This is a genomic window from Armatimonas sp., assembly GCF_031410135.1.
Lineage (GTDB): Bacteria > Armatimonadota > Armatimonadia > Armatimonadales > Armatimonadaceae > Armatimonas.
This window is the reverse complement of sequence record NZ_JANNYP010000573.1, coordinates 1-5601: the sequence shown is the minus strand read 5'-3', so window position 1 is coordinate 5601 and position 5601 is coordinate 1. Positions and strand designations below refer to the sequence as shown.

The following is a 5601-nucleotide window of genomic DNA, read 5'->3' as shown; positions in this document are numbered from 1 at the left end:
GTATAGCTCGCTCCCACATAGCGCTCAACGGCTGGTGCAACAATAATCAGATCCGCATGCTCGATGTGTCGTGCCACTAAAAGCGCCGAGGGTAGTGTCACACACTCATGGTCACCGCCAAACGCCTGCCCACAGGTCAGTGTTACATCCAGGAGATTGCACTCTCGAAGCTGGCAAACGAGGCGTGAGAATCCGAGCGGAAGTGCTGCCGAGTCCGTCATGATATAGGCCACACGGCAGTTGGGGTTCGTCGCCTTTGCTCCCGCTGCCACCGGGGCGAGCTGGCTATGAAGCAGACAGGCCACCACGCGGACACCATCCAGTGTCTCCGGGAGAGGCGCTTTCAAAGCCTGCTCCGTCGCCATAACCGCGTGTTGGAGTGGGGTGTAGCGCAGCTTGATAATATGCCCGACGTTCTCACTTTCGGGAAGCGTCGGGCCGGACATCACGAAGTCCACTCCCCCGGTTCCCAGAGAAAGCGCTGTAGCAGTGACATTGAGGACAACGGCGTCTCCTACACTTAAAGCGCCCGTCAGAGCGGGGTAAGCGACGAACGAGCGCGGGTGCGTCTCACCGGCCACTTGGGCCACTCCCCAGAGAGCTTGTGAGTCCGCGCGTGTGATCGCCACGACGGTGGCAGGTAGGGCATCCAGACGTGACATCTAGCGCAGTGCGGACTGCTCACCAAGCAGCTTGGCGAGATCTGGCCCTAACACCACCACGATATCGGGCTTGGCTTCTTTCAGGGTTCCCGTCGTATCGGGCCCCGTGTCTTTTTGAACCAAACCGCCTCCCAGTAGCTTAGCAACAGCGTCCGCACGGGACTTATTGGCGGCTTTCGTAAACGAAATCGTGGTGGAAGTAGTCTTCTCCATCGGCTCACTCACATAGTCAGCATCGAAGTCGCCACGGTCTCGGAGTATCTCAGCGGCGCGACGGGCAGCTCCAGCAATATCGGTTGCATTGTGCACTGCCACGGTAGTCACTCGGTTGGCTGCTCGCTGATCGCCTTTTACAAGCCACTGCACTAGTGCTTCCGTCTTACGACGGTCGGGAATGAAGAAGTAGGGCCTTACTTTCTCAAACTCCCCAGAGAGCGTCGCCGAGGCAACTTGATCCGGCTTGGCGGTCCGAAAGATCGAGGCAATCGCCAAAAGCTGGTCGCGTTCGAGATTGGTCTCAAACTGCTTGAAAGCGGTATTGACAATTTTGTCGGCTCGGTAGAACTGTTTTGTTCCGGAAGCGATCATCGCACGGATCATGTTCTGCTGGCGTGCCATGCGGCGCGTGTCGCCATTCTCCAAGCACTTATTGAGCTCGGCGATCTCGGCAGAAGGCTTTAGACGAAACGTTGTGTGGCCTGTTGCGATTGGGGAACCATCGGGGTTGCGCTGGTAGATATCAACTTCACGGTAGCGGCAGTACCCAATGGCATCATTGGCATTGGAAATTTGCACCGATCCTTTGGGGAGCTTGACGTGGAGACCCGCTTTATTATCGTGGTACTCAAAAGCATCAATGGTTTCGACATTGACTCCCCCCAGCTCTTCCACCAAGTTGCCGACGGCATCAGGCTTAATCGCGAGATAGTAGTCTGGCTTGACACCCGTAATTTCCTCAACCGCATCACAGAGAAGCTTTGGCCCGGCGATTCCGGGGTAGGTATCTTCCCGGATGGTTGCGTTGATCTTGCCCGTCTTGCCGGCCACGCGAATGCGCGTATCACGAGGAATCGAGAGAGCCGTTGCACGCTGGGCTTTGAAGTTCAGCGTCAAAAGCATGATAGAGTCTGCACGACTCGAATTCCCGGTGTAGCGCTGGTAGTTCTTATCGTACTCGTAGTCTTTGCCGATTAAGAGAACGGTAACTTGGTCACGCTTATCAGCCGGGAAAAATAAAGTCGGTTCTCGAAGAAGCTTCCAACCAACTTTAGGATTGCCACCCGTAATTCCGATCAAGCTCTTTCCCGCCAAAATCGCGGTTACAATTAAGCCACTCAGAACAACAAATCCAAAGAGTTTCCGGAGGGGATTGGTGCGTTTTTTGCGACGACGGGGACGGCGACCCGCAGGTTGAGAAGGCACCGGCGTCGGTACGCTGGTACGGCGGGAGGGAGGAGGTGTAGATGATCGTCCGTTCACAGGTCGTTTTCCATTCACTATACAGAATTATATCCTAAATTCGTTCCCAAGTTTAGGGCATGAGGTAAACTCTTTCTCGTGATCTCTGAACGCCTCCTGGTCTCCGACCGAATCTCTCGTCTTATCCCCTACCAACCTGGCAAGCCCATTGACGAAGTCAAGCGCGAGCTGGGCATTGTCGGAGAGGTGATTAAGCTCGCCTCAAATGAAAACCCTCTCGGGCCCTCGCCCCAGGGAATCGCCGCTCTGCAAGCCGTTCTGCCAACACTCGCTCTCTACCCGGATGGTGCCTGTCATGCGCTACGACAAGCTGTCTCCGAAAAGCTAGCCGTCTCCCCGGACTCTCTGATCTTTGGCAACGGCAGCGATGAGGTCATCCACATGCTGGGGCTCTCTCTATTAGAAGAAGGCGATGAGATCGTGGTGGGCGATCCGACCTTTGTGCTCTACGAAGCCGCCGCGACTCTGGCGGGCGCGACGACCGTAAAAATCCCTCTCACTCCCGGCGACATGAAGCACGATATTCAGGCAATGGCCGCCGCGATCACTCCCAAGACGCGCTTGGTGTTTGTTGCCAATCCCCACAACCCCACAGGCTCCGTGATCTCCAAAACCGATGTCGAGACACTACTGGCGGCCCTGCCTTCGCGCACCTTTCTCGTTTTGGATGAAGCCTATATCGAGTATGTCGAAGACGATCCCGAGTTCCCCGTCTCTACCGAGTGGATTAAAGCGGGTGCACCGGTGATCGGTCTGCGGACGTTCTCCAAGCTCTACGGCCTTGCGGGCTTTCGCGTGGGCTATGGCATCGCAGCTCCCGAGGTGATTCGCCTGCTCAACCAGCCCCGCTCGCCCTTTAATGTCAACCTTGCCGGCCAGGTCGCCGCTACCGCTGCGCTCTACGACGATGACTTTATCGCACGGAGTCGCAAGAACAACGACGATGGAATCGCGCAGCTTATCACGGGATTTGAGAAACTGGGGCTGAGCTGGGTGCCCACACGCGCCAACTTTATCGTGGTGAATACCGGCAAGCCCGCTAAAGAGATGTTCGATGCGCTCCTGAAGCGGGGAATTATCGTCCGTGCATTCCCCAAAGACCTACCTACCCATCTGCGCGTCACCATTGGCACCCCCGAGCAGAACGCACGCTTTTTAGAGGAACTGGAAGCATGTCTGGCCTAGAGCGCACGTACCGGCTAGCGGCGCGGGACACTAAATCCGAACCAACTGTGGTCACGATTGGGCAGCTACGTATTGGCGAAGGCTGTCCTGTTATGATCATGGCGGGGCCGTGTACGGTTGAGAGTCGAGAGCAGACACTCATCACAGCTCATGCCGTCAAAGCTCAAGGTGCGACCGTACTTCGTGGGGGAGCCTACAAACCCAGCACATCGCCGTATAGCTTTCAGGGGTTGGGTATCGAGGGCCTAGAGATTCTCGCGGAGGCGAAAGCAGAGACGGGCCTGGCGATTATCACGGAAGTCATGGACCCACGCAATGTGGAGCTGGTCTGCCGTTACGCCGATATCTTGCAGATCGGGACACGTAGCATGCAAAACTACGATCTCCTGCGTGAGGTGGGCAAAACGCAGACGCCCGTCTGTCTGAAGCGTGGCATGTCGGCGACCTTGGCAGAGTGGCTCCAGGCGGCGGAGTATATTCTTCTGGGTGGAAACCCCAATGTGATTCTATGCGAGCGTGGCATTCGGACGTTTGAGACCTACACCCGAAATACACTTGACCTCGCTGCCGTCCCGTCGCTTCGTGAACTTACCCATCTCCCGATTATCGTGGACCCGTCGCAAGGCACTGGGCGTGCCTCCCTGGTGGCCGCGCTAAGCCGAGGTGCAGTCGCTGTCGGGGCCGATGGACTCTTGATCGAAGTGCATCCCGACCCCGAGAACGCGCTGAAAGATGCCCTACAGCAAGTTACGCCTGAGGAGTTCGCCGCGCTGATGGACGGCCTGCGCCCCTTAGCCGATGCCATAAATCGAGGAATCGCATGAAACGCTTTATCGGACTTCTAGTCGCTGTTGTGATTTGTGCTGTGATCACGCTCCTGAGCCTGACTATAGCGACCTCAGCTGCCACTATAGGAATGGAAGGTAGCTACGACATGCCACCTGCCCAGACCCAGCAGTTTCTTGGAGCCGCCGCGCAGAAGCTAGGTGGAAAGCCTGCTGAGCCAGGCAGCTACACCATCCCCGTTCTCCCTTGGTCTACCGTTACGCTAAAAGCCACTGTCACCCCACAGGCCGAGGGTAGCCGGGTGACATTCTATGGTCACGCCACCAAGTTAAAAGAACTTAAACAGCTTCTCGACAAGCAACTTCCACCGTTGAAATAACACTCTCAAACGCCTCTGGCTTACGCTGCTGATTTGCCTGTCGCCGCAGCTCCCCCACTTCAGCTCTTAGTGCGGCTAGCTCACTGGCCTGTGCCCGCATCAGCACCAATACTTCCTCAAGCTGACTCTCCGTCGTCCGACGGAGAGTTTTTTCTTTGGATGAGCCGCGCTTTGCTAGCTCTCGGCGAATCTGCTCACTCGGCATCCCGGATTTCTTCCACGCCACCAACTTCATGAGCTGCTCCTGAGTGCTCTCTGGGTAGCGGCGGCGTTTCCCCTCACCCACGGCGGGCAAAAACACCTCGAACTCGTCTCGCCATACTCGGAGTGTGCTTTCGGGAAGCTCGCATTGTCTTGCGATTTCGCGCATTGTCATGCTGTTATTATACAACTATTTTGTGATAATGCGCAATAAAATCAACACCACGATTTGTGTCCTTAAATTTATCTTTACGGACACAAAATAACTGCGCTAAAATAGGGAACGAATGATCTACGACTTTGCGATTGTTGGCGGTGGAATTGTGGGGCTGGCGACCCTGCGTGAGCTCACGCAAAAATATCCCCAAGCACGGCTGCTGCTCATAGAAAAAGAGGAACGCTGGGCCGCTCACCAAACGGGCCACAACAGCGGCGTGATTCACTCGGGGATCTACTACAAACCAGGGAGCGCCAAAGCACGCCTCGCCGTTGTAGGGGCGCGGAGCATGACCGCGTTCTGCCAGACGTATGACATCGCCCATCGAATCTGTGGAAAGGTAATCGTCGCTACCGATGATAGCGAGCGCTCCCGCCTGGACGCACTGCTAGAGCGGGCGCAGGCCAATGGGATCGTCGCGCACCGCCTCACGCCCGAGCAGCTTCAGGAACACGAGCCCCATGTCCGAGGAGTCGCAGGGATTTTTATCCCCAGCACAGGCATCATTGACTACAAAGAAGTGGCACAGACACTGGCTCAGTTCAGCTCCGAGCATGGGGCAGATCTGAGGCTACAAACAAAGCTTCTCGGGATTGTCCATAAGCCCGATGGCGTGACACTACAAACCACTCAGGGCGATTTTACGACGCGCTTTCTCATTAATTGCGGCGGGCTCTACTCCGATCGTATCG

The 5601-nt window shown here is 56.3% G+C and carries 7 protein-coding genes; 4 read left to right on the top strand and 3 right to left on the bottom strand.

The features are described 5' to 3' along the window. Together RMO15_RS21160 and RMO15_RS21155 are read right to left on the bottom strand one after the other, a co-directional pair. A partial coding sequence (locus tag RMO15_RS21160; RefSeq protein ID WP_309716728.1) for a DUF3866 family protein occupies nucleotides 1-662 on the bottom strand: 662 nt, incomplete at its 3' end. Further along, nucleotides 663-2084: an LCP family protein gene (locus tag RMO15_RS21155; protein ID WP_309716725.1), complete on the bottom strand. Its 1422-nt coding sequence runs from the start codon at nucleotides 2082-2084 to the stop codon at nucleotides 663-665. A gap of 135 nt (nucleotides 2085-2219) precedes the next feature. Here RMO15_RS21155 and hisC point away from each other — a divergent pair, with 135 nt between their 5' ends. From hisC to RMO15_RS21140, 3 genes are read left to right on the top strand one after another with little or no spacing between them, the layout of a single operon-like run. Further along, a complete protein-coding gene (hisC, locus tag RMO15_RS21150; protein WP_309716721.1) occupies nucleotides 2220-3326 on the top strand; it encodes a histidinol-phosphate transaminase in 1107 nt (368 codons plus the stop codon). After that, nucleotides 3314-4150 carry a 3-deoxy-7-phosphoheptulonate synthase gene (gene aroF, locus RMO15_RS21145; protein WP_309716718.1) on the top strand — a complete coding sequence of 279 codons (837 nt, stop codon included), beginning with the start codon at nucleotides 3314-3316 and terminating at the stop codon, nucleotides 4148-4150. Before hisC ends, aroF begins: the two co-directional genes overlap by 13 nt. Then, a complete protein-coding gene (locus tag RMO15_RS21140) occupies nucleotides 4147-4491 on the top strand; it encodes a hypothetical protein (RefSeq protein WP_309716715.1) in 345 nt (114 codons plus the stop codon). Before aroF ends, RMO15_RS21140 begins: the two co-directional genes overlap by 4 nt. On the opposite strand, the gene RMO15_RS21135 is transcribed toward RMO15_RS21140, so the two are convergent. Continuing rightward, the gene (locus RMO15_RS21135; protein ID WP_309716714.1) at nucleotides 4451-4867 is read right to left on the bottom strand and encodes a MerR family transcriptional regulator; all 417 of its coding nucleotides are present in this window, start codon (nucleotides 4865-4867) and stop codon (nucleotides 4451-4453) included. The genes RMO15_RS21140 and RMO15_RS21135 overlap by 41 nt on opposite strands. Nucleotides 4868-4979: 112 nt before the next feature. On the opposite strand from RMO15_RS21135, the gene RMO15_RS21130 reads away from it, so the two are divergent. Further along, a partial coding sequence (locus RMO15_RS21130; RefSeq protein ID WP_309716711.1) for an FAD-dependent oxidoreductase occupies nucleotides 4980-5601 on the top strand: 622 nt, incomplete at its 3' end.

Bases quoted from the DNA above. Each gene is read 5' to 3' on its own strand.
- aroF (WP_309716718.1), top strand. From the start codon at position 3,314: ATGTCTGGCCTAGAGCGCACGTACCGGCTAGCGGCGCGGGACACTAAA.
- RMO15_RS21140 (WP_309716715.1), top strand. From the start codon at position 4,147: ATGAAACGCTTTATCGGACTTCTAGTCGCTGTTGTGATTTGTGCTGTG.
- RMO15_RS21135 (WP_309716714.1), bottom strand. From the start codon at position 4,867: ATGACAATGCGCGAAATCGCAAGACAATGCGAGCTTCCCGAAAGCACA.